This window comes from Arthrobacter sp. DMZ02-1R, from assembly GCF_057747935.1.
Genome location: NZ_CM173230.1, coordinates 4224464 through 4251198 on the forward strand (window position 1 = coordinate 4224464; position 26735 = coordinate 4251198).

General features: G+C 63.6%; 23 protein-coding genes. 15 read left to right on the forward strand and 8 right to left on the reverse strand.

Annotation, left to right across the window (positions count from 1 at the left end):
- Nucleotides 1-21 precede the first annotated feature (21 nt).
- Nucleotides 22-714, forward strand: a complete 693-nt coding sequence (locus AC3ANQ_RS20100) for an SRPBCC family protein (RefSeq protein ID WP_488302660.1) — start codon at nucleotides 22-24, stop codon at nucleotides 712-714.
- On the opposite strand, the gene AC3ANQ_RS20105 is transcribed toward AC3ANQ_RS20100, so the two are convergent.
- From AC3ANQ_RS20105 to AC3ANQ_RS20125, 5 genes are all read right to left on the reverse strand, one after another.
- A complete protein-coding gene (locus AC3ANQ_RS20105) occupies nucleotides 711-1727 on the reverse strand; it encodes a LacI family DNA-binding transcriptional regulator (protein WP_488302661.1) in 1017 nt (338 codons plus the stop codon). The genes AC3ANQ_RS20100 and AC3ANQ_RS20105 overlap by 4 nt on opposite strands.
- 48 nt (nucleotides 1728-1775) lie before the next feature.
- On the reverse strand, nucleotides 1776-3233 hold the full coding sequence (locus tag AC3ANQ_RS20110) for a rhamnulokinase (RefSeq protein ID WP_488302662.1): 1458 nt from the start codon (nucleotides 3231-3233) through the stop codon (nucleotides 1776-1778).
- A complete protein-coding gene (locus tag AC3ANQ_RS20115) occupies nucleotides 3230-5281 on the reverse strand; it encodes a bifunctional aldolase/short-chain dehydrogenase (protein WP_488302663.1) in 2052 nt (683 codons plus the stop codon). The genes AC3ANQ_RS20110 and AC3ANQ_RS20115 overlap by 4 nt, the downstream gene beginning before the upstream one ends.
- A gap of 1 nt (nucleotide 5282) precedes the next feature.
- On the reverse strand, nucleotides 5283-6449 hold the full coding sequence (gene rhaI / locus AC3ANQ_RS20120; RefSeq protein WP_488302664.1) for an L-rhamnose isomerase: 1167 nt from the start codon (nucleotides 6447-6449) through the stop codon (nucleotides 5283-5285).
- Nucleotides 6450-6690: 241 nt separating this feature from the next.
- Nucleotides 6691-7164 (reverse strand): MarR family winged helix-turn-helix transcriptional regulator, encoded by a 474-nt coding sequence (locus AC3ANQ_RS20125; RefSeq protein WP_488302665.1) that lies wholly within the window; start codon nucleotides 7162-7164, stop codon nucleotides 6691-6693.
- 179 nt (nucleotides 7165-7343) lie between these two features.
- On the opposite strand from AC3ANQ_RS20125, the gene AC3ANQ_RS20130 reads away from it, so the two are divergent.
- Nucleotides 7344-8342, forward strand: a complete 999-nt coding sequence (locus AC3ANQ_RS20130; protein ID WP_488305381.1) for a methyltransferase — start codon at nucleotides 7344-7346, stop codon at nucleotides 8340-8342.
- 189 nt (nucleotides 8343-8531) lie between these two features.
- Nucleotides 8532-9365: a hypothetical protein gene (locus tag AC3ANQ_RS20135; RefSeq protein ID WP_488302666.1), complete on the forward strand. Its 834-nt coding sequence runs from the start codon at nucleotides 8532-8534 to the stop codon at nucleotides 9363-9365.
- A gap of 290 nt (nucleotides 9366-9655) precedes the next feature.
- Here AC3ANQ_RS20135 and AC3ANQ_RS20140 read toward each other — a convergent pair whose 3' ends face one another.
- Together AC3ANQ_RS20140 and AC3ANQ_RS20145 are read right to left on the reverse strand one after the other, a co-directional pair.
- A complete protein-coding gene (locus tag AC3ANQ_RS20140) occupies nucleotides 9656-11098 on the reverse strand; it encodes an aldehyde dehydrogenase family protein (protein ID WP_488302667.1) in 1443 nt (480 codons plus the stop codon).
- Between the two features lie 156 nt (nucleotides 11099-11254).
- The gene (locus AC3ANQ_RS20145; RefSeq protein ID WP_488302668.1) at nucleotides 11255-12214 is read right to left on the reverse strand and encodes an AraC-like ligand-binding domain-containing protein; all 960 of its coding nucleotides are present in this window, start codon (nucleotides 12212-12214) and stop codon (nucleotides 11255-11257) included.
- Between the two features lie 218 nt (nucleotides 12215-12432).
- Here AC3ANQ_RS20145 and AC3ANQ_RS20150 point away from each other — a divergent pair, with 218 nt between their 5' ends.
- Nucleotides 12433-13950: a GMC family oxidoreductase gene (locus AC3ANQ_RS20150; protein ID WP_488302669.1), complete on the forward strand. Its 1518-nt coding sequence runs from the start codon at nucleotides 12433-12435 to the stop codon at nucleotides 13948-13950.
- A gap of 78 nt (nucleotides 13951-14028) precedes the next feature.
- On the opposite strand, the gene AC3ANQ_RS20155 is transcribed toward AC3ANQ_RS20150, so the two are convergent.
- A complete protein-coding gene (locus AC3ANQ_RS20155; protein ID WP_488302670.1) occupies nucleotides 14029-14850 on the reverse strand; it encodes a molybdenum cofactor biosynthesis F family protein in 822 nt (273 codons plus the stop codon).
- A 299-nt stretch (nucleotides 14851-15149) separates the two neighbouring features.
- Here AC3ANQ_RS20155 and AC3ANQ_RS20160 point away from each other — a divergent pair, with 299 nt between their 5' ends.
- From AC3ANQ_RS20160 to AC3ANQ_RS20210, 11 genes are all read left to right on the forward strand, one after another.
- Nucleotides 15150-16343, forward strand: coding sequence for an ABC transporter substrate-binding protein (locus AC3ANQ_RS20160; protein WP_488302671.1), 1194 nt, complete (start codon nucleotides 15150-15152; stop codon nucleotides 16341-16343).
- A gap of 82 nt (nucleotides 16344-16425) precedes the next feature.
- Nucleotides 16426-17283 carry a branched-chain amino acid ABC transporter permease gene (locus AC3ANQ_RS20165; protein WP_488302672.1) on the forward strand — a complete coding sequence of 286 codons (858 nt, stop codon included), beginning with the start codon at nucleotides 16426-16428 and terminating at the stop codon, nucleotides 17281-17283.
- The gene (locus AC3ANQ_RS20170; protein WP_488302673.1) at nucleotides 17270-19072 is read left to right on the forward strand and encodes a branched-chain amino acid ABC transporter ATP-binding protein/permease; all 1803 of its coding nucleotides are present in this window, start codon (nucleotides 17270-17272) and stop codon (nucleotides 19070-19072) included. The genes AC3ANQ_RS20165 and AC3ANQ_RS20170 overlap by 14 nt, the downstream gene beginning before the upstream one ends.
- Nucleotides 19069-19770, forward strand: a complete 702-nt coding sequence (locus AC3ANQ_RS20175) for an ABC transporter ATP-binding protein (RefSeq protein ID WP_488302674.1) — start codon at nucleotides 19069-19071, stop codon at nucleotides 19768-19770. The genes AC3ANQ_RS20170 and AC3ANQ_RS20175 overlap by 4 nt, the downstream gene beginning before the upstream one ends.
- Nucleotides 19771-19852: 82 nt before the next feature.
- The gene (locus tag AC3ANQ_RS20180) at nucleotides 19853-21493 is read left to right on the forward strand and encodes an amidohydrolase (protein WP_488302675.1); all 1641 of its coding nucleotides are present in this window, start codon (nucleotides 19853-19855) and stop codon (nucleotides 21491-21493) included.
- A gap of 21 nt (nucleotides 21494-21514) precedes the next feature.
- Nucleotides 21515-22291 (forward strand): SDR family NAD(P)-dependent oxidoreductase, encoded by a 777-nt coding sequence (locus tag AC3ANQ_RS20185; protein WP_488302676.1) that lies wholly within the window; start codon nucleotides 21515-21517, stop codon nucleotides 22289-22291.
- Nucleotides 22292-22340: 49 nt separating this feature from the next.
- Nucleotides 22341-23144 (forward strand): SDR family NAD(P)-dependent oxidoreductase, encoded by an 804-nt coding sequence (locus tag AC3ANQ_RS20190; RefSeq protein ID WP_488305382.1) that lies wholly within the window; start codon nucleotides 22341-22343, stop codon nucleotides 23142-23144.
- Nucleotides 23145-23212: 68 nt separating this feature from the next.
- Nucleotides 23213-24364, forward strand: coding sequence for a sulfite oxidase (locus AC3ANQ_RS20195; protein WP_488302677.1), 1152 nt, complete (start codon nucleotides 23213-23215; stop codon nucleotides 24362-24364).
- A 92-nt stretch (nucleotides 24365-24456) separates the two neighbouring features.
- A complete protein-coding gene (locus AC3ANQ_RS20200; protein WP_488302678.1) occupies nucleotides 24457-25029 on the forward strand; it encodes an SRPBCC family protein in 573 nt (190 codons plus the stop codon).
- Complete coding sequence (locus AC3ANQ_RS20205; RefSeq protein WP_488302679.1) at nucleotides 25022-25417, forward strand: hypothetical protein; 396 nt, start codon at nucleotides 25022-25024, stop codon at nucleotides 25415-25417. The genes AC3ANQ_RS20200 and AC3ANQ_RS20205 overlap by 8 nt, the downstream gene beginning before the upstream one ends.
- A 41-nt stretch (nucleotides 25418-25458) precedes the next feature.
- Nucleotides 25459-26679: a cation:proton antiporter gene (locus tag AC3ANQ_RS20210; RefSeq protein ID WP_488302680.1), complete on the forward strand. Its 1221-nt coding sequence runs from the start codon at nucleotides 25459-25461 to the stop codon at nucleotides 26677-26679.
- Nucleotides 26680-26735 lie beyond the last annotated feature (56 nt).

Genomic DNA, 26735 nt, shown 5'->3' on the forward strand with positions numbered 1-26735 from the left:
GGAACGCAGCGAGAGGGAGACGTGGAACTCAAACATCATTTCGTGGTTCCCAGTTCACTGGAGGACACCTGGCATTCCTTTAACCAATTGGAAGATATCGCGCCCTGTTTCCCGGGGGCGACCCTCACGTCCGTGAGCGGCGACGAGTTCACCGGAACGGTCAAGGTCAAGCTCGGGCCTATCGCCATGATTTACACCGGCACCGGTGAATTCCTGGAACGCAACGAGGACACGCACACGGTGGTCATTTCGGCCTCAGGAAAGGACAAACGCGGCAACGGCACAGCCGGCGCCACCGTGACTGCAATGCTGACGCCCGACGGTGACGGCACCGCCGTGGACGTGACCACCGACATGAACGTCACCGGCAAACCAGCACAGTTCGGCCGTGGCGTCATCCAGGATATCTCGGACAAATTGCTGGAGCAGTTTGTCCAGTGCGTCATTGGGAAGGCGGGCGGCGGGGCTGCGAGGGAGGTTGAGCCCGACGCCGGCGGGCCTACGGAACCCGAACCGGCGGCTGCATCCCAACCTCCGGCGGAGCCTGTGGCGGCTCCTGCGCCCGTCGCACCATCCGCGCCAGCGTCCGAGTTGAATCTGGGCTCGGCCGTGTGGCCCGTCCTCGCGCGCCGCTTCGGCCCCGCTGTGCTCTGCGGCGTCGCCGTCCTGGCCCTGGTGGTCTGGCTGTCCCGGCGGCGCGGTAAGGAGATCTAGGAGCGCTGGCTGCTCCTCCGAACAACAAGCTCCGGCATGAACACCACCTGCTGGTGTTCATGTTCGAGTTCGTTGTCGATTTCGTCGAAAAGGAGCTCGGCCGCGCGTTCGCCGATGAGTTGCCGCGGCTGCCTGATGGACGTGAGCGGGATGCTTGATTGGGAGGCGAAGTCAATATCGTCGAAGCCAACAATCGCGATGTCCTCGGGTACCCGCAGCCCGTTCTCGGTAAAGGATTGCAGGAGCCCGAGGGCGAGCTGGTCGTTGGCAGCAAAAACGCCGTCAGGGCGTGGGCCCGGCTCGAGATCGCTGATCACGTCTCCAATGTGGCGGCCGCGCTCGAACTTCAGGTTCGGCGTTTCGAACAACTGAAGCCGGACGCCTGCCGCCTCGGTTGCGGCAAGGGCACCATGGTAGCGATCATCAACCTGTTGAAGGGTAAACGGCCCCCCGACAAAGGCTGGACGCGTTGAACCGACGCTCAAGAGGTGCTCCATCGCGGCCCTCCCGCCTGCTACGTCATCGACTGAAACTGAGCAGAAGTGGCCGGTGCTCGCGAGCCGATCCACGAGGACTGAAGGTATGCCCCGGGAGCGCATGACCTCAAGGCGCTTGATGACATCCCCCAAGGGAGTAATCAGGATGCCTTGGACACGCTGTTGTTCAAAGAGGTCAAGGTAGGACTGCTCCCGGACGCTGTTTTCCGCGCTATTGGCGAGGATGAAGGAGTGTTTGTGGGCGTCGGCTACGTCCTCGGCCCCGAGCGCCACATCGGTGAAGAAGGGGTTCCGGACATCGAGAACCAGCATGCCCAAGCTCCTGCTGGAACCGGACCGCAGGCTTCTGGCCGATTCGTTTCGCACGAAGCCAAGCTGATCGATTGCGGCCAGAACACGGTTCTTCTTGTCGGTTGAGACCTGCTCAGGTTTGTTCAAGACATTTGACACCGTGCCGACGGAAACCTGGGCCAGGACGGCGACATCCTTCAGCTTGGCGCCCAAGTTGTTCGGCACGTCGACCTCCCGCTATATGAATCGAATCAATAAGTGATCCAATACTACTCACTGACTCAATTCCTGGAGTGCCGCCGTCCCCGTGCGTGCGGGCTCGTAACGTTGCAGCGCTGAGCTGGAGGCTACTAGCCGGCGCAATTCCCCAAGACTGCGGTGCTCCTGGGTGGCCGCGCGTGCCTGTACCAGGACGTTCCCGAGTGCGGTGGCTTCCACGGGACCAGCGACGACCGTTTTGCCGGTGGCATCCGCGGTGAGCTGGCACAGCAGCCGGTTTTGCGACCCGCCGCCAACGATGTGGACAACGGACGTCTGCTTGCCGGACAGCTCCTCGGCGCGTGCCAGGGTCCTGGCGTAGCCGGCGGCCAGGCTGTCCAGAATGCAACGCACGACGGCGGCCGGACGGTCTGGGAGGACGGCGCCGGTGGCGCGCACGGCGGATCGGATCCGCTCGGGCATGTTGTCCGGCGCGATGAACGCGGGATCGTCGGCGTTGATTTGCGGGCCTCCGGCGCGCAGTGCGTCCGCGGATTCGAGGAGGCTGGCCAGCGACGGCGCGTGCCCTTCGGTAGCCCAGGTGCGCAGGCATTCACTGAGCAGCCATAGCCCGCCCACGTTCCGCAGGTACCTGATGGTGCCGTCTACCCCGCGCTCGTTGGTGAAGTTGGCCAGCCGGCTTGCTTCGCCAAGGACCGGGCTGTCCAATTCCACGCCCACCAAGGACCATGTTCCGGAGGAAATGTAGGCGAAATCGTCGCGCGACGCCGGCACCGCGGCTACGGCCGAGGCGGTGTCGTGCGATCCGACGGCAACCACCGCGGTCTCCGCTGGCAGCCCTGTCCGGGCCGTGATGTCCGGCAGCAGCGTGCCCACGGTTTCGCCGGGCTGAATGATGGCGGGGAACACGTTTTTGGGCAGGCCGAGCGGCTTGAACAGTTCGGTGGCCCACTCCCCTGCGACGGCGTCGAAGAGCCCGGTGGTGGACGCATTGGTGGCCTCTGTCCGGCGCCGCCCCGTGAGTTTGAACGCGATCAGGTCCGGGATCAGCAACGCCTGAACGCCGCGCAGTTCCCGCTCGGTGGCGAGCTGGTAGATCGTGTTGAACTGCAGGAATTGGAGCCCGGTGGTGGCGTAGAGCCGTGCCGGGTCCAGCACCTTGTGGACGTTCGCGACGGCGGTGCGGCCCCGCTCGTCGCGGTAGCTGAACGGCTGCGCGAGGAGTTCGCCGGAGGCATCCACCAGCCCGTAGTCGACTGCCCACGTGTCGATGCCGATGCTGACGATCCGCTCACCGCTCGCGGCGGCCGTTTCGGCGGCCGCCGCAAGTCCCTTGAGCACCTCCTCGAACAGAGCGTCGAAGTCCCAGCGGAGTCCGCCGTCGAGCTCTACGACGCCGTTTGGGAAGCGGTGCACCGTTTCCAGCGAGACGCTACCCTCGCCCACGCGGCCGAGCATGACGCGGCCGGACGACGCTCCGATGTCGACGGCGGCGAACAACCGGGCGTTCATCGCAGGAAGGCCGCGGCGACGCCCGCGTCCACCGGGATGTGCAGGCCGGTGGTGTGCGAGAGTTCGTTGCTGGTCAGGACGGCGGCCGCGTTCGCGACGTGCTCGGGCAGGACTTCGCGCTTGAGCAGGGTGCGCTGGGCGTAGTACTTGCCCAGTTCCTGCTCGTCGACACCGTAGACGGCGGCGCGCTTGGCGCCCCAACCGCCGGCGAAGATGCCGGAACCGCGGACCACGCCGTCGGGGTTGATGCCGTTGACGCGGATGCCGTACTCGCCCAGCTCCGCGGCCAACAGACGCACCTGGTGGGCCTGGTCAGCTTTGGTGGCCGAGTAGGCGATGTTGTTCGGGCCGGCGAACACCGAGTTCTTGGAGGAGATGTAGACGATGTCTCCTCCCATGCCTTGGTCGATCATGACCTTCGCCGCGGCCTTGGAGACCAGGAACGAGCCCTTGGCCATGACGTTATGCTGCAGGTCCCAGTCCTTCTCCGTGGTTTCCAGCAGCGGCTTGGAGATGGACAGGCCCGCGTTGTTCACGATCAGGTCCAATCCGCCGAAAGCCAGGACCGCTTCCTGGACCGCCGCGGCCACCTGGGCTTCGTCGGTGACGTCAGCCTGGATCCCGACGGCGACGTCCGCGCCGCCGAGTTCGGCCGCGACGGCCTGCGCGTTGTCCAGGTTGAGGTCCGCGATGACCACGCAGGCGCCTTCCGCGGCGAGGCGGGTGGCGATCGCCTTCCCGATGCCCGACGCCGCTCCGGTCACCAGCGCGATGCGCGTGGCATGGGACTTCGGCTTTGGCATCCGGGCGAGCTTGGCTTCCTCGAGGGCCCAGTATTCGATCCGGAATTTCTCGGATTCCTCGATCGGGGCGTAGGAGGAGATGGCTTCGGCACCGCGCATCACGTTGATCGCGTTGAGGTAGAACTCCCCCGCGACCCGTGCGGTCTGCTTGTCCTTGCCGTAGGAGAACATTCCGACGCCGGGGACCAGTACGATGGCCGGGTCCGCGCCGCGCAGGGCCGGGGAATCGGCGTCGGCGTGGCGATCGTAGTAGGCCTGGTAATCCTCGCGGTATGCGGCGTGGAGTTCCTTGAGGCGATCGATACTCTCCTCAATGCCGGCGTCGGCGGGCAGGTCCAGGACGAGCGGCTTGACCTTGGTGCGCAGGAAGTGGTCCGGGCAGGAGGTGCCCAGCGCTCCAAGGCGCGGGTGCTCGGCGCCTTTGAGGAACTCCAGGACACGCGGATCGTCGCTGAAGTGGCCCACCTGCGGCTTGTCGGCCGAAGCGATGCCACGGATGGCGGGAGCCAAGGCGGCTGCCTTCGCGCGGCGCTCGGCTTCCGAAAGTGCGGCGTAACCGGGGAGTTTGGCGCCGAAGGGTTCGGCCTTGCCGTTCTGGGCGATGTAGTGTTCGGCCTGCTCGATTATCCACAGGGAGTTGGCTTCGGCTTCCTCGCTCGTGGCTCCCCAGGCGGTGATGCCGTGGCCGCCCAGGATGGTGCCGATGGCCTGCGGGTTGGCTTCCTTGATCGCTGCAATGTCCAGTCCCAGCTGGAAGCCGGGGCGGCGCCAGGGAACCCACACGACCTTCTCGCCGAAGATCTTGGAGGTCAGCGCTTCCCCGTCTACCGCCGTCGCAATCGCGATGCCCGAGTCCGGGTGCAGGTGGTCCACGTGCGCGGCGTTGACGAGTCCGTGCATCGCGGTGTCGATTGACGGCGCGGCGCCGCCCTTGCCGAACAGGCAGTAATCGAACGCGGCCACCATTTCGTCTTCACGCTCGACGCCGGGGTAAACAGCCTTGAGTGCCTGCAGCCGGTCCAGGCGCAAAACAGCCAGGTTTTCGGCCTTCAGGGTTCCCAGGTCGCCGCCTGAGCCTTTGACCCACAGGAGCTCGACGTCCTCGCCGGTGACCGGGTCCTTTTCCGTGCCCTTCGCGGAGGTGTTCCCTCCGGCGAAGTTGGTGTTCCGCTTGTCCGCGCCCAGGCGGTTGGAGCGGGTGATCAGTTCTTCAACAGTCTTGTTGTCTGTGTTCTGCATGTTCATGCTAAGCGCCCCATCCGGCTTGCTGGCCGCCCACGCGGTCCTCGTTGATCTTCTTCTGGTAGCCACTGGCCTTGAACGCGGTCAGCGGGTCCGCGGGCAGGCCGCGGGATTCACGCCACTCCGCCAGGACAGGCCGGACATCGGTATAGAAGGCATCGTTGAAGATGCCGTTGGCGGCCAGGACATCACCCTCGCGCTGCGCTTCGGTGAGCGCAGCGCCGTCGATGAGCAGTGCGCGGGCTGTCATTTCCTGGACGTTGAGCACGGAGCGGATCTGGCCCGGGATCTTCTCCTCCATGTTGTGGCACTGGTCCAGCATCAGGGCGACGCCGGACTCTTTACCGAAGCCGCCGCCGCGGATGACCTCGTGCATGATGCGGAACAACTGGAACGGATCCGCGGCACCGACGATCAGGTCGTCGTCGGCATAGAAACGCGAATTGAAGTCGAAGGAGCCCAGCTTGCCCAGGCGCAACAACTGCATGACGATGAACTCGATGTTGGTGCCCGGGGCATGGTGGCCGGTGTCCAGGCAGACAAAGGCCTTCTCCCCCAGGGCAAGGGTCTGCGCGTAAGAGGTACCCCAGTCCGGAACGTCGGTGTGGTAGAAAGCCGGCTCGAAGAACTTGTACTCCAGCACCAGACGCTGGTTCTCGCCAAGTCCCGCGTAGATCTCCTGCAGGGATTCGGCCAGGCGGTCCTGGCGGCCGCGCATGTCATCCTGGCCCGGATAGTTGGTGCCGTCTGCCAGCCAGATCTTCAGGTCCCGGGAGCCCGTGGCGTGCATGATGTCGATGCATTCCAGGTGGTGGTCGATCGCCCGGCGGCGCACCGATGCGTCCGAGGACGTCAGGGAGCCGTACTTGTATTCGTCGTCCTGGAACGTATTGGAGTTGATGGTCCCCAGTCCGACGCCGAGGCTGGCAGCGTAATCACGGAGGGCAGCGTAGTCATCCACTTTGTCCCAAGGGATGTGCAGGGCCACCGTCGGTGAGAGGCCCGTCAGTTCGTGGACCTTCGCGGCGTCCGCGAGCTTCTCCTGGATGGTCCGCGGCGTGCCGGGCGTGCCGAACACCTTGAAGCGTGTGCCGGAGTTGCCGTAGGCCCACGAGGGAACTTCGATGGCCAGCTCTTCCAACCGGCCCAGCGCCGTTGCTACGTCTTTCATGATGGTTGGTTCTCGCATTCCGTGTTGTCCAGCGTGAAGCCCGGGAGTCTCGGGCCTCAGATCAATGTATTTTTGATTGTTTGAATCGTTTCATTGATACGATTCAAGCTACGCGGTCCTTGAGAAGGTTGTCAAGAGTCAAGTCCTGGTACGACGCGGTCTTGGACGAATTGGCCGCTCGCGGTGAGGGGACAGCGCGCGGTGGGCGGGCCGCCGTCGACGTTTCCCATTCACTGCGCGATTAGTCTTCGCCCCGCGCGGGGGCGTAGGGGACGCCGGCAGTGACGCCCGCGGGTGCTTGGCGGACTGCCAGCTCGCGCACGAGTACTTTCAACTCTTGCCTGAACATCGAGGTATCGATGGACACTTGGGCGAGGACTTGCTGCTCCGATTCGGCAGCCCGCTCCAGCGCATCCATGCCGGTGTCGGTCAGTGACACGACGTGCATCCTTCGGTCCTCGGAACTGCGTTGGCGCGTGATGTAGCCGTGGGCTTCGAGTCTATTGAGGGTCTGGCCCATGGTCTGGGCCTGCACCCGCACAATCTGAGCCAGCCTGGTCTGGGTGATGGGACCTGTGGCTGCAAGGACTTCCATCGCTATGACGCCAGCATGGGTAAGGCCGATCGACCTGAGGTTTTCATCCCAGGCGTGCTCCACCAGCCGGGCCGCAGTAGACAACAGGCGCCCGGTGGGCCACCGCTCAATGTCCGGCATGTCTCCATTGTAGGTCCGGGGATTTTTTGGGGTGGGGGCGGTGCGTGGCATTCCGCTCGTTGACAGACGTCGCGGTCGAATTCGGTAGGCTGAGGCCAAAATTGACTTCGACAGGGACTACTAATGTTTAGGGTGGGTCAGTGACGCGCTTGGTTCGGTGGGGTCGGGCTTATTTCGCCATGCAGGCGGCTGCCGGTTTCTCCTGGTGGGCCGCGGTTTTCGTGTCGCCCGTGGTGCGGGAGGCGACCCTCGGTAACCTCGACCCGGTCGCGGTCGCTGTCTTTGACATTCCGTTGTTCGTCGCGGCCTCGGTCGTGGCGGCATTTGGCGTTAAGGCCGCCGCGGCAGTGACTACTGGCTGGACGGGCGTCGTCGCCGTCGCGCTGACGGCATACGCCACAATCACAACCGAAGCGGGCTGGGGCGTGCTAAGCATGGGTGCTGCCACCGCGGGTTCACTGATCGCGCTCTGTCTCGTCTTGCTGGGGCGCGTACCGACTATGTGGATCCTCCGCGGTCCGTTCGCATTCCGTCCCGCCGTCGTCCGGCCGACCACTGCAGCCCACGTGGCTTCAACCTTCGGGCAAATCGTCCTCTTCTGGGGTTTCTTCCTGGCGGTGATTCCGTTTGCCATAACGATTCTCGAACAGCGCTGGGCAGTGGCGCTCCCGTTTCCATCGTTTGCAGGTCCTGTCGGCGTCGCGGTTCTCGTACTGGCCAGCGCCCTTGGCATCTCGTCGGCAGTAGTGATGTCGACGCTGGGAGATGGCACGCCGCTGCCATCGGCGATGCCCAACCGTCTGGTCATCGCAGGCCCGTATCGCTGGATTCGTAATCCAATGGCGGCCGCGGGCATACTTCAGGGCGCCGCAATCGGTGTCATCCTGCAGTCATGGCTCGTGGTCGCCTACGCCGTCATTGGCTCGTTGCTGTGGAACTACGCCATCAGGCCGCTCGAGGAATCAGACCTCGAGGAACGGTTCGGCGAAGAATTCCAGCAATACCGCGACACGGTGCGCTGCTGGATCCCTCACCGCAAGTGGGTCGAGATCATGAGCTGCACAGTCGGCAGCCATGCGCCGCCAGAGCCGGCAGGGAATTACCCGGGCGAATGGATCGCGCCGACAAGGCCGGCGGCCAAGACGGAGATACCCACGGATCTACTGGAGTGGGGCTAGATCTCGGGACGACAGCTCAACAACGCCGTAGCTGAAGCTCAGACATCCGTACTGATGTGCTTTGACAGTTGCGTCGTGGCCTCGACTTCAGGAGCCCGCGGCGCACCGCCCGTCCGGTATCGCGGTACGTTGTACAGACCGATCAGATCAGCTTTTTGGGGAGAGTACGTGTCAGCAGGGTCATCACAGATGCCTTCCCATTCCGTCAGCCTGCCGGAAGGTTTACGACTGCGCTCGACAAACGTTTCACCGGACATCGTGTTCCCGGGTTGGCAACGCAGCTGGCCTCGCTCCAGGCTTCTGCTGTGGAGGACGGCGGCGCTGCTTATTTTCGCCGCGATGGTGATGGGTTCTGTCTACGGCGTCGGAACCTTGATCAGGGTCTCCTACACGAGCGTCCACGTGCCCGGGGTCGTCGCAGCCCAGAATGAGTTCCGCAACAGGTCCGACCATTGTGTTGTGGACGTTGATTTCGCACTGAACGGTCAGGGACAGCACGGCACGGTCGATACAAACACGAAGTGTGTGGGCATTCCCGGCCCGGGGTCGTCCGTGACCCTGAACGTCTATCCCGACAGCCCGAATGATTTCCTCACGATCGTCGGACACGACGCCGGCAGCTGGAGCCAGCCATGGCCAATGTCCGTGGCGGCGGCCTTGGGAATTATCGCGGCCGGCCTCTACTTGCGCTGGTCTGTTGTAACCTACCGCCGGGTTCGCTCACTAGCCGTCGGAGACGTCCCGTGGCAGCAAGTGACAGCCATCGTCAGGAAGCGCGAAACGACTCGATACGGATCCCGGCTGAGGCTCGAGGCCACAGACGTAGCCGGACAGCCGCGGAACTTTTGCCTCACGCCGGGACTCGACCTCGCCCCTTGGCCCAACACTCCCGGAGCTCGGGACAAGGTCACCTTCTGCCTAAAGACCAACGGAAGACAAGAAGCACTCTTCTACAAGCCAGGCGATAGCCGCCTCAGGCTGGTGTTCCTCTCAACGGTCAAGGACATTCACGCCATCGAATGAAGACAACGCGCGGGACTGAGTTGCCGGATTACTTCCGCCCCCGCGCAGAACGACGCCGGTACCAACCAACAATGCCCCATAGAGCAACGATCAAACATACGGCAGCGAAAATCCCCCGCCACCATACAAAAGGTTGCCAAAGCCCGAATATCAGGGCCCAGACAAGGACAACGCCACTCACATCCAGTCGTGGGGCCCGGATCTTCATGGACGCTCTCCTTCTTTCATCAACCGGAGCGAAACCCCAAGAATAACGTCAGGGAGGCGGGCGCCTTGGATTGTCATTGCCCTCAGGCTCCGTAGTGCATCCAGACGCCTTTGACTTCGGTGTAGGCGTCGATCGAGTATGGACCCATTTCACGGCCCCATCCACTCGACTTGAAGCCACCCCAGGGTGCTGCCATGTCCGGGATGGGAGGCATGTTGACAAAGATGGCTCCGGCCCGGATACCACTGGCGAGTCGATGGGCGGCGCCGAGGTCCTTCGTCCAAACCGTGGCGGCAAGACCATAGTCGGTGTCGTTCGCGCGATTGATGAGTTCCTGCAGCTCGTCGTCGTCATCGTAGGCCATGATGGACAGGACCGGTCCGAAAATCTCATCCGTGGCGATGGTCATAGTGTCCTTGACGCCGGCGAAGACCGTGGGCTGGAAGAAGTAACCGGTTTCCGCGGCCCTCCTGCCGCCCGTGATGAGTTCGGCACCTTGCGGAACGCCTGTGGCCACGAGCCGTTCCACGTGTGCCAGGTGTTCGGCGGAGACCAGCGGTCCGAGCTGGGTGCTGGCGTCGAGGCCCGAGCCCAGAGTCAGCCCGTCCATTCCTGCAGCGATCTTTTCAACAAACTCGGCTTCGCGCGTTTTATTGACGTAGAAGCGGCTGTAGGCGGCGCAGACCTGCCCCGTGTTGAGTGTTCCGCCAGCGATGTTACCTGCCACGGCAGCATCGATGTTGGCGTCGGCGGCGATGATGGAGGGGTTCTTCCCGCCGAGTTCGAGGGTGACGCGCTTGAGGTTGTTGGCGGAGCCCCGGACGATGGACTTGCCGACGGCGGTGGAGCCGGTGAAAGAGACCTTGTCGACTCCCGGGTGGTCCACGAGGGCGGCACCAGTAGAACCGTCGCCGGTGGTCAAGTTGATAACTCCTGACGGGAATCCGGCCTTGGCAGCCAGTTCCACCAGCCGGATAGCGGTCAGCGGGGTCTGCTCGGCTGGCTTGATGACAACAGTGTTACCGGTGGCAAGCGCCGGAGCCAGTTTCCAGGCGAGGATCATGAGAGGGAAGTTCCAAGGCGTGATCAACGCACAAACACCGATGGGTTCGCGCCTGGTGTAGTGCAGGGTGTCCGGGAAGGAGATAGGCGAGGTGGTCCCCTCGATTTTGGTGACCCAGCCGGCGTAATAGCGGAAGTGCTCCGCCGCGCCGTTGACCGATACAGCCCTGGAGACACCGATCGGCTGTCCCTGGTCCCTCGTCTCCAACTCGGCAAGTTCCTCTGCGTGCTGGCTGATCAGGTCCGCAAGGCGGAATAGCAATGCTGCGCGTTGGACCGGAAGGAGATCCCGCCAGCCGGGGTTGTTGAAGGCCGCGCGTGCCGCATTGACGGCGTTGTCCACATCGCTGCTACTGGCGAATGCGACCTCCTCCAGCACCTCTTCGGTGGCTGGGTTGATCGTCGCGATCGAACCGCCATTTGCTGCGACCCATTCGCCATCGATGAACAGCTTCGTTGCCATGCCGGAACTCCCTCTTCAAGTGCGACGTTTGCGGGCGTTCATTGCCTGCGCCCTTGCTTTGACTATGACGCAGGGCACAGGGGCAGGTCTTGTCTGTGGCGGCATGCCACTTGATCATGGACGAAGGCTGGGGAGCTTTGGGGCGTGGATCTTGGTTCAGGGCTCGTTGCGGTAGCCCGTGGGCGAATTGCCGAAGGCCGCCCGGAAGATGCGGCTGAAGTGCGCGGCATCCGTAAAACCCCAGCGGGCCGCGACGGCCGACACGGGACGGCCTGCCAGTACGGGGTCCCGCAGGTCGCGCCGGCAGCGTTCAAGCCTGCGTTGCCGGATGGAAGCAGCCACGGTGGTGTCAATCTCCTGGAAGAGGTCGTGCAAATGTCGGGTCGAGATGTAGTGCGCCGCCGCGATCAAACCCGGGCCCAACTCCGGATCGCCGAGATTGCTTTCGATGTAGTCATGGATCCTGCTCAGCAACAACAAGTGAGGGTCGCGACCGGCCTCGACCAGTTGGTCGAGCTCCCCGTTGAACAAGGTAGTCACCAGGTCCAGGGCGTTGTGGGCCAGGCGAAGGCCGTTGGCGCCGGACAACGCTTCCAGATTGTCTGCCAGACGCACCAGGAAGGGGCTGATGAGCTCACCCAAGCCCTGGTCGCCGGGGATGCGCATCGCGGTGACTTGCACCATCGCTTCAACCGGGAGATCCAATAGCCCGTAGGGAAACATGAGCACGAGGGTCCGGAATTCGCTGTCAAAGGAAAGTTCGTACGGCCTGGAGGTGTCATAGATAGCGAGGTCGCCGGGGCTTAGCACGGCTTCGCGATCATCCTGCACGAGGCGGCCGGTGCCCGATAGCTGGATGCTCAGTTTGAAATAGCGTTCCGTGGACTTTGCAATGAGGGCAGGAGTCCTGACCACAGTGTGCCGGCCGGCCCTGACCTCAATAACGGAGATATCACCGAGTACCCGGGAGCGCATGGTCCCGTGGAAAGTGGCAGCATCGTTCGAACGGACCATCAGCGGCACGAACGATTCCGAGATGGCGCGGCTCCAGTCCTGGAAACTGTCGGCCACCATTGTCTGAACGGTGGCAGAACCGGCATCGGCCACGGCGATCATCAAACTCCTTCTTAGGTGCCCCTCGCCCCGCAGGCCCTGGGCCTGCCGGGTGTGAGCTTGGCCGCAATTCTACACTCATGTGATTCGAAGCATGGCGCGTGCATGGTTCGACAACGGCCTTGCTTTGTGAGACAAGTCACGTGCGGCGGTCCCGGTGCAGGATTGCTCATGATGGCCAGCGGCCAGTTGGCCATGGCAGCTGAAGACAGGAGTTCAGGATGAGCGTTGAAGCCCTCATAAAAGGCCGGGCATCCGCCATTGTCGTCGGAGCGGGATCTGCTGGATGCGTCGTAGCCCGCCGGCTCGCCGATGCGGGAGTGCACGTTCGCGTGCTCGAAGCCGGAAGCGAGGACAGCAATCCGGCAATCCACGATCCCAGCCGGATGGGTGAGCTATGGCACAGCGCCGACGACTGGGACTACTACACGGTTCCGCAGGAGCATGCATCCAGCAGGCGTCTCCATTTGCCGCGAGGCAAGGTGCTGGGCGGATCCCACTCACTGAACGCAATGATCTGGGTCCGTTGCGCCCCGGCCGACTTCGACCATTGGGCAGCCGAAGGCAACGACGGCTGGTCCTGGGCGGATGTACTGCCTATCTACCAGCAGATCGAGGCACGTCCCGGCGACGACGGCATGCTCGACGTGAGCGACGACTATCCGCTGGATCCCATCCAGGGCGCCGTGGTCGATGCCGCCGTCGAGATCGGCCTTGAGCGCAACCCGAACTACAACAGCGGCCGGCTTGATGGTGTGTCGCAGCAACAGCTCACCGTCCGCGATGGCAAGAGATTGAATACTTACATCGCGTATCTCAAGCCCGTGCTAGGTGCACCCAACGTGGAACTTGAAACCGGCTGCCATGTACACCGACTCCTGCTCGAGAACGGACGCGTGAGCGGGGTCGAATACGAGCGCGACGGGGAGGTGCTGAGTGCCTACGCCGATGAAGTCATCCTGTGCGCCGGGGCGATCGACTCGCCCAGAATCCTACTGCGGAGTGGGATCGGGCCGGCCGAAGAGCTCGCGGATCTTGGCATCGCCCCCGTTCACGATCTCCCCGGCGTCGGAAAGAACTTGCACGATCACTTGCTCGCCCCGGTCATTTTCACCACAACGCGGGATATTGACGCGCCGCGTCCGGGCGTTTCGATCACCCAAAGCCACCTGTTCTGGAAGAGCCATCCGGACCTTGACGTGCCGGACACGCAACCTATCCATTTCAGCATTCCGATGTACCAGGACGACATGACGGGGCCGGACGGCAACGCGTTCACCCTCATGGCCGGGATCGTCAGCCCGTTGAGCCGCGGAAGCATCCGGCTGTCGGGGAGCGATCCACACGATCCATTGTTGATCGACCTTGCGGCCCTGAACGAGGAGGAAGACGTGCGTTCGCTCGTCGCCTCCCTCCGCCAGTGCCGCGCAATCGGCGCTGCCCCTGCCCTCGCCGGGGCCTGGGGCGCTCAGGAACTGTACCCAGGTCCCGCCGTCGTCGACGAAGAAGGATTGCGCGACTATGTGCGCCGCCGTGCCGTGACCTACCACCACCAGGTGGGCAGCTGCAAAATGGGAGTCGACGCCCTCGCCGTGGTGGACCCACGCCTTCGCGTGCACGGACTGGCGGGCTTGTATGTAGCGGACGCCTCGATCATGCCACGCATCACCACCGGCAACACGAACGCGCCGTCAATCATGATCGGGGAAAAGGCCGCGAAGTACATTCTGGAGGGCTGAGAACACACCAGCGGCCTGAACTGCACGCGACTTCCGGCGCGGTCTCCTTCTTGAGGGGCCGCGCCGGCGGCGTGCCAATCAGCGGGCCGGGTCGAACTCCTCAGGGTGCACTGTGGTCGAAATCAAGCGGCCGAACGCACCAAATGTGAAGTGCGTTGGCACCTCGCCCGACTCGTCGAGTCCGAACAATGCGCCGTGGGACCGGATGCTCCGGACGTTGCGGTGGTCCGCAATGGTTACCGAAGCACAGGGGATGACTTTCTCGCGCCAAGCAAACACAAAAATGCCCGGACGGATCTCATAGACCGTGTTCTCGTCGGTGTCGGCGAGGCCCTTCTCCGGGCCTGCGAGGCACTGCCAGGTGTACCATTCGGGGCTCAAGTAGATGTGTTCGTAGGCGTGCTCGGGGCTATAGACCCACAGGACACGGCGGCCAATCAGGGCACGGCTCGGGGCAGGTGCTGCGCCATTCGTCGGAACCTCGACGATCGTGCCGGCGTCGAACAGCTGTTTTACGCGGGTGCCCTGCGAGTCCTCGTCGTCAATGATCGTGACAACCGTCAGTGACCGGCCGGACTTCAGGTCCAGCACCAGGCTGACGGCGTCGAGCGGACGCACCTGGGTGTGGAACTGGACGAAGTAGAGGTCTTCGTCAACCAGGAAGGCCTCGTAGGAATCGTCCCCACGCTCGTCGCCGTGCGGATCGCCGTCGGCGGCATCGTAAGCCCAGATCACGCGGTCTTCGGTGAAGGTGTGCGTGATCACGGATCCGTTGGAGGCGTTGATGGTGATGGTCCGCCCGCCCAAGTCCGGTGAGTGGGGGGCCCTGTTGGCGTCGAAGCCAGGGGCCAAGCCGTCCAAGGGCAGCCAATTGGCGGTGTCGAGAAGATTCACGCTCATGTGGTTCCTTCCAGTTCTCAGCCGGCGGGCGCCGGCACTGCTTTGAGTATTGGGCGGATGGAATCGCAAAGTCTTGTCTACAAGGGAAGGACACTTGACCTCAGCGGAACGGATTGCGCAGCGGCGGCAGCATCAATTTCGCACCTCAGCTGTGCCGATTTGGACAAGTGAAGTTCACTCACAGACAAGTCCGCGGCGCGGGGCCAATTTACGCTGGACCATACCGTCGAGCCGAAGTGATCCATCCCACAGTGCCGATGTTCACCTGAATTGCCGCTCCGAGAGAATTGAGAGCTTTCATGATTTCCAAGCTGACGAAAATCGGTGCAATCGCCGTGGCCAGCGCCCTGCTGATGACCGCGTGCGGCGAAGACACCAACAGCACCAAGGCAGCCCCGGCCGGAGCGGGCGCGGACGATATCGTCGTTGGCTCTGTCAACGCTCTGAGCGGCGGAGCCACTTTCCCCGAAGCCTCGGCGGCATCCAAAGCCGTTTTCGATGCCTTCAACGCTTCCGGCGGAATCAATGGCAAAAAGATCAACTACGTCATCACGGACGACAAGGGAGATCCTTCCACCGCATCGCAATCTGCCCGGGACGTGGTTGAGTCCAAGAAGGCCGTGGCCATGGTGGGTTCGGCCAGCCTGCTGGATTGCGATGTCAACGCCAAGTACTACCAGCAGAACAAGATCCTCTCCCTGCAGGGAACCGGCGTGGACCCCGCATGCTTCTCCAGCCCGGCGGTCTCGCCTGTCAACGTTGGCCCGTTCCTCGATACCGAAATGACCTTGACGTACGGCTCTGAGAAGCTGGGCCTCACGGACATCTGCGGGTTCCTGGAAATTGCGGGCAGCACGGGCCCCGCCTACAAGGCGGCCATCGATAATTGGTCCAAGAAGACCGGCAAGAGCCTGAAATTCCTGGACGACAGCGTTCCCTTGGGCAGCCCCGATTTCACGCCCCAGGTGATCAAGGCAAAGAACTCGGGCTGCAAAGCTGTCTTCATCAATGCCATTGAGCCGGACGCCATTGGCCTGCTCAAAGCCGCCGAAGCCCAGGGCCTTACAGATGTGACGTGGCTGTTCCTGACGTCCACTTACACCAGTGAATTCGCCAAGGCCGCGGGCAGCGCAGGCAAGGGCGTCTACGTTCCGGCGGAGTTCGCGCCGTTCACCGACCCGAACGAAGCTGCCAACAAGGACTGGCGGGCCCTGATGGAAAAGAACAACATTCCTCTGACCTCCTTCGCCCAAGGTGGATACCTGGCCGCAACTTACTTCATCGAGGTCCTCAAGGGCATCAAAGGTGACATCACACGCCAGTCCGTTACGGATGCCCTACTCGCGATGAAACCGATCGAAAACCCCATGGTCGGCACGCCGTATGTCTTCGGTCCCGGGGACAAGCACGGCGCCAACACGGCCGCATGGCCTGTCCAGCTCAAGGACGGGACGTGGGTCAAGGCCTCCGGTACCTGGATGCGCCAGAACTAGTGGTCTCTGGCAGGGTGCCGGTGATCGGTCCGCCAAGGCCGGAACCAGCACCCTGCCAAATGTTTGAGAAAGAAAGGACACCATGCTCCAAGGCGCATTGGCCGGCCTGGCTGCCGGAGGACTCTACGCGGTAATCGCCGTGTGTTTGACCCTCATGGCGAGACTTGTGCGGGTCGTCAACTTTTCCCAAGTGGCCATCGGCATGTTCGCCGCCTACTTGGCGGTGATCTTCGCCGAGCAACACCTCCCCCAGTGGGCGGCAACGGCGGCCGGCGTCTGCGTCGGCGCGGTGGTCTCCGGCCTGGTCGGCTGGATCATTGCGCAGTGGCTTCCCGAAGCCGGGATCGGAACCCGCTCGGCAGTCTCAGTCGCCTCCCTGCTGCTTCTGGTCTCCTTGTCCTTTATTCTCTTCGGCAGCAAGCCCAAGACTTTCAAATCCCTGCTCCCGGGGCCGGCCTTCAGCATGGGCAACGTTGTGGTGACCCAGGTGACGGTGGTCATGGTGGCGTTGGCCTTGGCAGTCGCGGTCGGATGCCATGTGCTGCTCACCAAGAGCAAGATCGGCACCAAACTGCGCGCCTTGTCAGAACGCCCGACGACGGCGGAACTTCTGGGAGTGCCTGCCAAAGGCCTGAGTATCGCCGTATGGGTAGGCACCGGCCTCATCAGCGCCGCCGCGGTGTCCATCGTTGCGCCGACCCAGACCAATGACCCCATTTCCCTTTCCTTCATCATTGTTCCGGCCTCGGCCGCGGCATTGCTCGGCGGTTTCCGCAGGCTTGACCTGGCCGTCGTCGGCGGATTGGCCCTGGGCATGTTGCAAGGTGCCTTGGCCCAGTTCGAGCAAATGTCCGTCCTCCGCTACTGGGTCCCGTTCCTGATCATTGTCGTTTTCCTCCTGTGGGCAGAGAGAAAGGAAGTCTGGGATGTTGCGCGCTAACTCCTTTCTGGCCCGCGGGCGCATGAAACCCCTTGCGATCGGCGTTGCCTGTGTCCTGGTCGGCTGGCTCCTCAGCGCGGTCCTGCCCGCCTACTTCGTCTTCCTCGGCACCACCGCGATCGTCGCCATGATCTCCCTGCTGGGCCTCGGCATTGTGACGGGGAGTGCCGGAATGATGGCCCTGTGCCAGCTCAGCTTTGCCGCAGTGGGAGCCTGGGTTGTGTCCTGGCTTAACTCCGTGGATGCCCCGGGCGGCCTGATTGTGTGGCTCCCGCTAGGCGGGCTGGCCGCGGCGGCCGCGGGCGTCGTCGTCGGCCTTCCAGCACTCCGCCTCCGGGGCGTGAACCTGGCGGTAGTCACCCTCGGCTTTGCGGCTGCCGCAGACCTGACCCTGGGCAAGATCCAATTCCCCGGAACCCAGACGGGGATCCAAGTGGCTCGTCCAGATCTCTTTCCCGGCGACCGCCGCTACTTCCTCTTCGCCGTGATTGTCCTGGCGTTGTGCAGCCTCCTGGTCCACTATCTCCAGGCGAGCCGCTGGGGAAGCGGTTGGAAATTCGTCGCCTTCTCGGAGCGCGGAACTGCTTCGGCCGGGACGAGCGTGACCGTGACTAAACTGACCGCGTTCGGGGCGGGTGCGTTCCTGGCAGGAATCGGCGGCGGCCTGCTCTCGGGCCAAGTGGGGCTCGTTTACCCCAGCAGTTTCACCACCATCCAGTCACTGGCCCTCTACGTCCTGGCTATCGTCTCCGGTTCCTACTTGATCGATATGGCAGTGCTCGGCGGGATCCTCTGGGTGTTGGTCCCGGAATTGCTCAAGCGCCTCGGAATCTCGCAGGACTGGGGATTTGTCATCTTCGGCGCCCTGGGTATCCAGTCCCTGACAACCGGTTCCAACCTCGGCGCCGATCTTCGCGCCATGTGGTGGCGCAGGACCCAGAGGCGCCGCAAGTCCGCGGAGGCACCGGCACCCGCTGACGCTCCTCCGGCACCGGCGGTGCCTAACGCCGGAACCAAAGGCCCGACGGCGGCGGTCCCGACGGCGGCGAGGCGCCCGACGTCGTCGGCTGTGTCGGAGGCTAGCCCACTGCTATCGGTGCGGGGGCTGTCCGTGACGTTCGGCTACGTGACGGCGCTCAGCGAGGTGGATCTGGACCTCACCGAGGGCTCCGTCACTGGGTTGATGGGTCCCAATGGCGCGGGAAAGTCGACCATGGTGGACGCCCTCGCCGGGTTCCTGCCGCAACACCAGGGAACCATTCAGTTGGCCGGCCAGTCCCTTAACGGGCTCTCGCCTATGGAGCGCGCCAGGTTGGGAATCCGAAGGACCTTCCAACAGGACCGGGTACCGCCCACCCTCAGCGTCGGCGCCTATGTCCGCTTCATCGCACGCGGACAGGCATCGGAAGAGCGCGTCGAGGAACTCTTGAGGTTCTTCAACTGCCCGCCGGCGTCGACGCAATTAGCGAGGGTCGACGTCGGGACCCGCAGGCTGATCGAGGTCGCAGCCAACATGGCGGCGTCGCCGCGCCTCCTGCTGCTCGACGAGCCAGCCGCAGGGTTGTCCCACGAGGAACACGTTTCCTTCGCCGAGCAGTTGGTCCAGTTGCCCCATCGCTTTGGAACCACGCTGTTGCTGATCGAACACGATCTGGACATGGTCCGCTCGGTGTGCAACGACTTGGTGGTCTTGAATTTCGGCGAGGTCATCGCATCCGGTCACCGCGACGACGTGCTCGCAAATCCGCAGGTCATGACTGCCTACTTGGGCGAATTGGAGGTCTCATGAGCGAGTTGAACCTCGACGGCGTGAGCGTCAGCAGGGGCTCCGGTCCCGTGGTGTCCGGCGTCTCGTTGGTGGTGAAACCGGGGTCCTTGTTGACCTTGGTCGGCCCGAACGGTGCAGGGAAGACCAGTCTGCTGGAGTCGATTTCGGGCATCATTTCCACCAGCAAGGGGAACATGTCCCTTGATGGTGTCCCCTTGGGCAAATTGTCCAGGATCAAGCGTTCGCGGTTGGGGCTTGTCCATGTGGAGCAAGGCCGCACCGTCTTCCCCTCCTTGACCGTCCAAGAGAACCTGGAACTGACGGCCAAGTCTCCTGCCGGGGTTGATGAAGCCCTTGAGCTCTTCCCTGAGCTGCAAAAACGACGCAGTTCGGCGAGCGGCTTGCTCTCTGGCGGCGAGCAGCAAATGGTTGTCCTTGCCCGGGCCTTCGCTGCCCGGCCCAAGTACCTTCTGATCGACGAAATGTCCCTCGGGCTGGCTCCCGTGGTTTTCCTGCGGCTCTTGCCTATCATCCGGCACATCGCGGATTCGGGCGTCGGCATCCTGATGGTGGAACAATTCGCGCAACTGGCGCTGAAGATTGCGGACGAAGCCATCGTGGTGACAGGCGGACGGGTGACCTATGGGGGCCCGGCCGAACCGTTGATGAACGACCCCGCGTTGCTGCACCGCGCTTACCTCGGAATGGCGGAAGTCTAGTTTCGCACCCTGCCGAGGCCCGACGTCGGGCCCTCACCTCAGCGAGCGCCTGCAGGCGGGCGCGCTCCAAGAAAGGACACACATGACACTGCAGATCTTTGTCAACGCGGTCATCCGGACCCAGGACCCGAAGCGTCCGTGGGCCCACTCCATGGCTGTTTCGGATGGTCGGGTTGTGGCATTCGATGCTGACGCCGAGGCACTTATTGGTGCCGACACGGAAGCTGTGGACCTGGATGGCGCCTTCCTCATGCCCGGCCTGATCGACGTCCACAACCACCATTCCCTTGCAGGGGCCGCCGATCTTTTCGAATGCAATTTCCTTCCCACCGACGGTGTGGACACCATTCTGGAGACGGTTGCCCGCTGGAGCGCGACCCTCGAGCCCGGAGCCTGGGTCATCGGAGGCAGCTGGGGCAGCGGGCTGTTCGAACAACTTTCCCGCTTGGACACGCTCGCACGGCTCGACGAAGCCAGCGGAGGACGGCCGGTCCTCCTCAAGGACGACAGCAAACACAACCGCTGGGTCAATTCCGCCGCCATGGCATTGGCCGGGATCGACGAAACCACTAGCGACCCTGAAGGCGGCGAGATCCTCCGCGACCCCATCACCGGGCTCCCCACGGGCGTCCTGATCGAGGCAGGCGGCGTGTTAGTTGAGCGGGTCATAGCAGCATCGCAGGGCTATAGCCTGGAACAGATGGCCCGCGCGTGCGCCCGGGGCATCGAGATTCTCCACTCCTACGGCGTCACAGGCTTCCAAGACGCAGCAACCTCGCTGCAAATCATGGAAGCGCTGCGGCATCTGGACCAGTCCGACGCTTTGGAGGCCTGGGTGGTCAGTTCCATGCAGGTCAACGACTTCATCTTCGGTACAACCCCGTTGGGCGAGGAACTGATCTCCAGGGGTGAGGAATTCCGAACCACCCACCACCGTCCCGACTTCATCAAGATCTTCCTCGACGGCGTGCCGCCGTCCCGCACGGCAGCTTTCCTGGAGCCCTATCTGCCGGACGAGCACCACGCGCAGGACTTCGCCGGCCACACCACCATGCCTACCGAAGATCTGCTGGGATGGCTCCGGCGGACCGCAAAATCCGGCATCTCGGCCAAGATCCACTGCACCGGCGACGCTTCGGTCCGCATGGTGCTCGACGCCGTCCAAACCATCCGGGACGAAGGCTTCCATGAGGCGAAATACCAGATTGCCCACGGCCAATTCATCCACGAAGACGATCTCCCCCGATTCGCAGCACTGAACGTCAGCGCGGACATTTCGCCGTCGCTCTGGTTCCCTGGCGTCATTTACGAAGCCATCAAAACGGTCCTCCCGCTGGAACGCGCCACGAAGATGCAGCCCAACCGGGACCTCCTGGACAGTGGCGCGACCATCGGCGGCGGCTCGGACTGGCCGGTCAGCGTCTCCCCCAACGCCTGGGAGGCCATCCAAGGGCTCATCACCCGCGCCGACCCCACGGGACAATTCCCCGGAACCCTCTGGCCCGAACAAGGCATCACTCTCGAAGAAGCGCTGGCCTGCTACACGACCGCGCCCGCGCAAATGCTCGGACTGTCGGATCAGCTTGGCTCCTTGGAACCGGGCAAAGCCGCAGACTTCATCCTGCTCGACCAGAATCCCTTCGAGGTGGACCCTTACGCGCTCGGCAAGACCCAGACCATCCAAACCTGGTTCGCTGGCAAGCAAGTCTTCCAGCGTGCCTGATCCCACAGACAGGAGGAAATAGTGGAGCTGGGACTTGAGGGCAGGACGGTGATCATCACAGGCGCGGCATCCGGCATCGGACGGGCATGCGCCCGGGCGTTTGCCGCGGAAGGTGCCAGTGTCGCCATAATTGATGTTGACCACGATGCCGGCAGTTCCCTACAGCGCGAACTGGCGGGGGGCGAACGGTCGGCCGCAGTGCCATGTAGGTTTGTGATCGCAGATATCACCGACGCGAGCCAATTGGAAGCCGCCGTGCAGTCCGTTGCCCAAGCGTTTGGCGGGATCGATATTGCCGTCGGATGCGCTGGTGTTTCGGGACCGGTCGGCGTGCCGCTGCATCAAGTGAGTGTGTCCGACTTCGAACGTGTCATGAGCGTCAACGTGACCGGGCAGTTCTTGCTCGCCCAGCAATGCTCGCCATTCCTAAAGCTGTCCGACGTCGGTGCCATGGTTCTCTTGGCCTCTGATTCCAGCTTTGTCGCAGCCCCGGGGATGGTTCCCTACAACGCATCCAAGGGCGCCGTCCTGCAACTCACGAGGGCGCTGTCCGTTGAATTGGCGCCGGACGGGATCCGCGTGAATTGTGTGTGCCCGTCAGTGGTGGACACGCCTATGGCACGTGCCGACCTGGCGCAGACTTCGGAGACTTTCGCGGCCCAGGAGTACCCCGTCCAAACCGCGACACAGGTGGCCAATCACGTGCTGTACTTGGCATCCCCGGTCTCCGCGCCAATGAACGGGACAAGCCTCGTTTCCGACTACGGCTACCTGGCGCGGTCGTCATTTCCGGCATGAAGATCCCCTTGCAGCCGGAACCGTCCCTTATGAAAGGACCAGCGTGACCATGTACAACAACACCCTCGCGGGCCAGTCGGCACTCGTGACCGGTGGCGGCACGGGAATCGGCGAAGCAATAGCTGCCCGGCTCATCCGGGAAGGCGCGCGGGTCGCCGTCGTTGGAAGGCGGCGGGAGCCGCTTGACGCCGTCGCGGAGAAGCACGGCGCGTTGCCCGTCATCGCGGACATGAGCGATTCCGCCCAAGCCCGGGCCGCCGTCGACGCCGTCGTCACCGAATTTGGCCGGCTGGACATGGTGATCGCCAACGCTGGCGGGCACGGCTTTGCCTCTGTCACCGATACCAACGACGGCGCATGGCAGGCAAGCCTCAACGCCAACCTGACAACAGCCTTCACGACCGTCCGGGAAGCGATGCCGCATCTTCGAGCCTCTGCCGGCCGGGTGGTGATCGTTTCTTCGCTTGCGGGGCTTTTCGCTGGGCCCAATGTGGCGGGTTACACGGTGGGAAAGCATGCTCTCATCGGCCTGACCAAGTCCTTGGCCAGGGACTATGGAGCATATGGAATCCGAGTGAACGCGCTGTGTCCCGGGTGGGTTCGGACTCCCATGGCCGACGCCGAAATGGACCAGTTTGCCAAAGCGGCCGGCCTGGCAGGGAGGGACGAAGGCTACAGTACCGTCACGGCTAATGTTCCGTTGCGACGGGCCGCGGATCCTGCCGAAATGGCCGGTGTGGTGAACTTTCTGGTGTCGCCGGACTCGTCCTACATCACGGGTGCCACCATTGTCGCCGACGGCGGAGCCCACGTCGTCGACCTGCCCACCATCGCGTTCGACGGCGTCCTGTAGCCCCTCCCTCGTTGCCCTGGGGCAACTCGAGTAATGACACCCCGGCGGCCGACGCCCATACTGGGAGCATGAGCGTCAAGACCCGCCGCACAGCGGAGGGGGCCGCTGTTGCCACCTCGGCCACCACCGCCCCACCTGCTCCGACAGAGCCAGCCGCACCGGTTGCTCCTACCACCGGTCCCATCACCCGCGAAGAACTGCAACTCGCTTCGCGCAACCACGCCATGCCCTTGGAGATGCTCCGATGGCCCATCACACCGTTGGGCATGCACTATCTCCTGGTCCATTTCGACATCCCCCGGATAGACCCCGTCTCCTGGCGGTTGAACATCAGCGGACTCGTGGACCACCCGCACGAGTACACCCTGCCTGACCTCCAGCACCGCGAGCGCCGCACCCAGGCAGTCACAATGGAGTGCGCCGGCAACGGCCGCTCGCGGCTGGAACCGCGGCCTGTGAGCCAGCCTTGGGACCAGGGCGGAATAGGGACAGCGGAGTGGACCGGCACCCCGCTCGCCCCGTTGCTGCTCGACGCCGGCGTCTCGTCCGACGCCGTCGAGCTCGTTTTCACGGGCGCGGACCGCGGGATCCAGGGCGGCGTGGAGCATCAGTACGCGCGCAGCCTGACGCTTGCGGAGGCAATGTCCGACGACGTCCTGCTCGCCTATGAGGTCAACGGCCAAGCCCTGCCACCGCAGCATGGCTACCCTGTCCGGTTGCTCGTCCCAGGCTGGTACGGGATGACGAGCGTCAAATGGCTGCAATCCATCGAGGCAATTGACCACAGCTTCGACGGTTACCAACAACTCGGCTCCTACCGCTACACCCAGAACGCGGACGATCCCGGCGAACCCGTCCAGCGGATCAGAGTCCGCTCCCTCATGGTTCCCCCGGGCGTTCCCGATTTCTTCACGCGGCAACGCACCGTCGACGCGGGGCCGGTCCAGCTCAGCGGCCGGGCTTGGTCCGGCAACGGAACCGTGGACAGCGTGGAAGTCTGCGTGGACGGCGTATGGGAGAAGGCTCAACTCGAGGCGCCTGCCGGCCGGTATGCGTGGCGAGGATGGACGTTCACGTGGATCGCAACAGCCGGTTCCCACCAACTGGCATGCCGCGCAACCGACTCCACCGGACAGACTCAGCCCGAGACGCCGGAGTGGAACTATCAAGGCATGGGAAACAACGACGTCCAGCTGCTGACCGTGACTGTCAGGGAGTAAGGGTCCCCGAGCAAGCCCGGGCTGGGCCGTTGACCGCGTGCAACGGCGTGAGTACTGTGAGTCCACTATCCATCCGCGCCGTGGAGGCACCAATGGGCGGCACTTCCAAGAGCAACGCTGACTACGAGTTCCTCACCGTCTGGCGCGTCGCGGGGACCCCCCATGAGGTCATGGATATTTTGGGCGACGCCGGAACGCTGCCCCGCTGGTGGCCATCGGTGTACTTGAATGTTGTCCCGCTCGATCCAGGAAATGCGGACGGCACGGGAAAAGCCTTCACCCTACACACGAAGGGTTGGCTGCCGTACACCCTGCGCTGGAGGTTCAAGGTCACCGAACCCATCACGGAGAAAGGTTTCGCGATCTCAGCGAGCGGCGACTTGAACGGTACCGGGCGCTGGACTTTCGAACAAGATGGGCCAGAAACGGTGGTCACGTATGACTGGCGAGTCAGCACATCAAAACCGCTGCTCCGGCGGCTAAGCTGGCTGCTCAAGCCCGCCTTTGCCGCGAACCACCGTTGGGCTATGGCGCGCGGCCAAGAAAGCCTCGCCCTGGAATTACGACGACGGCGTCCCGGCACGGACCTCTCCAAGGTCCCGCGTCCGGCGCCGCCCACGTTTGCAAACAAATACCGCTGGCCAAGGAGTACAACCCATGCCTGACGATAACAAAAGCGAAGTCCGCTGGTTGTTGGAGCCCGAGGACCAAGATTATCCAGGCGCGGCGAACTATCTATCCCTGCTTGAATCCGACGACGTGGTGGCCTCGGTGGTCGCCGCCCTTAGAGAGGCGCCCATCAAGCACCGTAAGGCCAAAGACATTCTCCGGGCCGCCCGGCTGGTGCTGCTGCCCGAAGACAACGCCCACGTGGCCTCCGACCTGAAGAAGATCAAGGAGGGCAAGAAGCTCTCGCCTATCCTCATGGTCAGGGGCGACCTGGCCCGGGGCATTCCCGCGCAGGTGGCCGATGGCTACCACCGGGTGTGCGCAAGCTACTACACGGACGAGAACACCGACATTCCGCTCAAACTGGCTGACGCTCCCCGGTAACCACCGCATACCAACCGCAAAGGCGGTAGAAGGAGGAACGTGTGTCGTTCTTTCAGCTTTCGCTGATCGCCGCGGTCGCGCTCCTCGGGCCGTTGCTGGCGCTGCCCCGGAAATGGCACATTCCCGTTGTACTCGGACAGTTGCTGGCAGGCATCGTCATCGGACGCACGGGTCTCGAGCTGGTGGACTCCTCGGATCCCACATTCACCTTTGTGGCCGACGTCGGGTTCGCCCTCATCATGTTCGTTGCCGGAACGCATGTCCCCGTGCGGGATAAAGCCATCCGTCCCGCACTGGGTGGCGGCGCCCTGCGCGCCGGCATCGCCGCGGTGCTGGCCGCCGTCGTCGGAGTCGTCATCGCTTTTGCCTTCGGCACCGGACATGCCCCCCTTTATATCGTTCTGCTCGCTTCCTCCTCCGCAGCGCTGGTACTGCCGATCGTCGATTCGCTTCGTCTGACAGGGCCGAAGGTCCTCACGACGACGGCGCAGGTTGCGGTGGCGGACATCGCTTGCATTGTGGCGCTTCCGCTCGCCGTTGACCCGCCCAATGCGCCGAGGGCGGCCGTCGGGGCTGCCGTCGTCGCCGCGTGCGCGGCGGTTTTGTTCTTCGTGCTTCGCTGGCTGGAGAACAGCGGTAACCGCGGACGGCTGCATGACGTGTCCGAAGACCGGAAGTTCGCCCTGGAGCTGCGGATCCAATTGGCGCTGCTCTTCGCCCTTTCCGGGCTGGCGGTCCTGGGCCACGTGTCCATCATGCTGGCCGGGTTCTCGTTCGGCCTTGTGGTCTCGGCTGTGGGCGAGCCTCGGCGCCTTGCGCACCAACTCTTCGCTGTTAGCGACGGTTTCTTGGGGCCGGTGTTCTTCGTCTGGCTGGGTGCGTCGCTTGACCTGCGTACCCTCGCGGGGAGCCCGCGGATGATTCTCCTCGGGATCTGCCTCGGCTTGGGAACCCTGCTGGTGCATGGAAGCCTGCGGGTCTTCGGCCAGCCGTTGCCGCTCGCGGTGCTGGCAGCCTCCCAGCTGGGTGTGCCGGTTGCCGCCGCCACCATCGGCTCCCAACTGCATCTGCTTGAACCGGGAGAAGCCGCGGCCATGATCCTGGGGGCGCTCATCAGCATTGCGGCAAGCACAATCGCGGGCTCACGGGCGGCCCGCAGCTTCTCGGAGGCGGCCTGGGAGCAAGGCGCGGGCGCGGGTCCGGCCGGCAAAGGGCCGGCAGGCAAGCCGTCCGAGGGCGGTCCGGCCACGAACCACCGGTAGAATTGCGGGGTTGACTGGCCGGATCTGACCGGTCCACCATCCGCTGGAACGCTACC

What these genes read in the sequence shown, in the direction of transcription:
- AC3ANQ_RS20155 (WP_488302670.1), bottom strand. Translation starts at nt 14,850, where the DNA reads ATGAGCGTGAATCTTCTCGACACCGCCAATTGGCTGCCCTTGGACGGC.
- AC3ANQ_RS20150 (WP_488302669.1), top strand. Translation starts at nt 12,433, where the DNA reads ATGAGCGTTGAAGCCCTCATAAAAGGCCGGGCATCCGCCATTGTCGTC.
- AC3ANQ_RS20170 (WP_488302673.1), top strand. Translation starts at nt 17,270, where the DNA reads ATGTTGCGCGCTAACTCCTTTCTGGCCCGCGGGCGCATGAAACCCCTT.
- AC3ANQ_RS20130 (WP_488305381.1), top strand. Translation starts at nt 7,344, where the DNA reads ATGCAGGCGGCTGCCGGTTTCTCCTGGTGGGCCGCGGTTTTCGTGTCG.
- AC3ANQ_RS20180 (WP_488302675.1), top strand. Translation starts at nt 19,853, where the DNA reads ATGACACTGCAGATCTTTGTCAACGCGGTCATCCGGACCCAGGACCCG.
- AC3ANQ_RS20160 (WP_488302671.1), top strand. Translation starts at nt 15,150, where the DNA reads ATGATTTCCAAGCTGACGAAAATCGGTGCAATCGCCGTGGCCAGCGCC.
- AC3ANQ_RS20175 (WP_488302674.1), top strand. Translation starts at nt 19,069, where the DNA reads ATGAGCGAGTTGAACCTCGACGGCGTGAGCGTCAGCAGGGGCTCCGGT.
- AC3ANQ_RS20110 (WP_488302662.1), bottom strand. Translation starts at nt 3,233, where the DNA reads ATGAACGCCCGGTTGTTCGCCGCCGTCGACATCGGAGCGTCGTCCGGC.
- AC3ANQ_RS20145 (WP_488302668.1), bottom strand. Translation starts at nt 12,214, where the DNA reads ATGATCGCCGTGGCCGATGCCGGTTCTGCCACCGTTCAGACAATGGTG.
- AC3ANQ_RS20195 (WP_488302677.1), top strand. Translation starts at nt 23,213, where the DNA reads ATGAGCGTCAAGACCCGCCGCACAGCGGAGGGGGCCGCTGTTGCCACC.
- AC3ANQ_RS20115 (WP_488302663.1), bottom strand. Translation starts at nt 5,281, where the DNA reads ATGAACATGCAGAACACAGACAACAAGACTGTTGAAGAACTGATCACC.
- AC3ANQ_RS20190 (WP_488305382.1), top strand. Translation starts at nt 22,341, where the DNA reads ATGTACAACAACACCCTCGCGGGCCAGTCGGCACTCGTGACCGGTGGC.
- AC3ANQ_RS20165 (WP_488302672.1), top strand. Translation starts at nt 16,426, where the DNA reads ATGCTCCAAGGCGCATTGGCCGGCCTGGCTGCCGGAGGACTCTACGCG.
- rhaI (WP_488302664.1), bottom strand. Translation starts at nt 6,449, where the DNA reads ATGAAAGACGTAGCAACGGCGCTGGGCCGGTTGGAAGAGCTGGCCATC.
- AC3ANQ_RS20125 (WP_488302665.1), bottom strand. Translation starts at nt 7,164, where the DNA reads ATGCCGGACATTGAGCGGTGGCCCACCGGGCGCCTGTTGTCTACTGCG.
- AC3ANQ_RS20140 (WP_488302667.1), bottom strand. Translation starts at nt 11,098, where the DNA reads ATGGCAACGAAGCTGTTCATCGATGGCGAATGGGTCGCAGCAAATGGC.
- AC3ANQ_RS20200 (WP_488302678.1), top strand. Translation starts at nt 24,457, where the DNA reads ATGGGCGGCACTTCCAAGAGCAACGCTGACTACGAGTTCCTCACCGTC.
- AC3ANQ_RS20205 (WP_488302679.1), top strand. Translation starts at nt 25,022, where the DNA reads ATGCCTGACGATAACAAAAGCGAAGTCCGCTGGTTGTTGGAGCCCGAG.
- AC3ANQ_RS20135 (WP_488302666.1), top strand. Translation starts at nt 8,532, where the DNA reads ATGCCTTCCCATTCCGTCAGCCTGCCGGAAGGTTTACGACTGCGCTCG.